This window comes from Bremerella sp. JC817 (genome assembly GCF_040718835.1).
GTDB lineage: Bacteria > Planctomycetota > Planctomycetia > Pirellulales > Pirellulaceae > Bremerella.
The window spans coordinates 1-317 of the sequence record NZ_JBFEFG010000091.1 but is presented as its reverse complement, the minus strand read 5'-3'; the positions used below and the strand labels follow the sequence as shown (position 1 = coordinate 317).

The following is a 317-nucleotide window of genomic DNA, read 5'->3' as shown; positions in this document are numbered from 1 at the left end:
TTGCGGTGCATCAGGGTCGCTTCGGAATAATTGCTGAGCACATAGGGGAGCGAGCGTTCGTCGCCGCGTTCGAGCCGCAAGGAGGCCATCTCTTCCGGCTCGATGGTCTCCGTGCCCAGCGCATAGAGCGGGTCGCCGATTTCGAGGCGCGTCTCGCTGTAGCGGAGCTTGCCCGACCGGCGCGAATCGCGGTGGCGGGTGAGGATCTCGGCCTCTTCGGGCAGGACGAGCAGGCAGCCGTGGTCATCCTGACAGCGGAACGGGATCTGCGCACGCGTACAACACTTCCAGAATCGCTCGATCGCGTCGCCAGTAAG

At 64.4% G+C, this 317-nt stretch carries 1 protein-coding gene; it reads right to left on the bottom strand.

The features are described 5' to 3' along the window. Positions 1-317 (bottom strand): hypothetical protein (locus AB1L30_RS00430; RefSeq protein ID WP_367011383.1); only part of this gene is annotated, 317 nt, incomplete at both ends.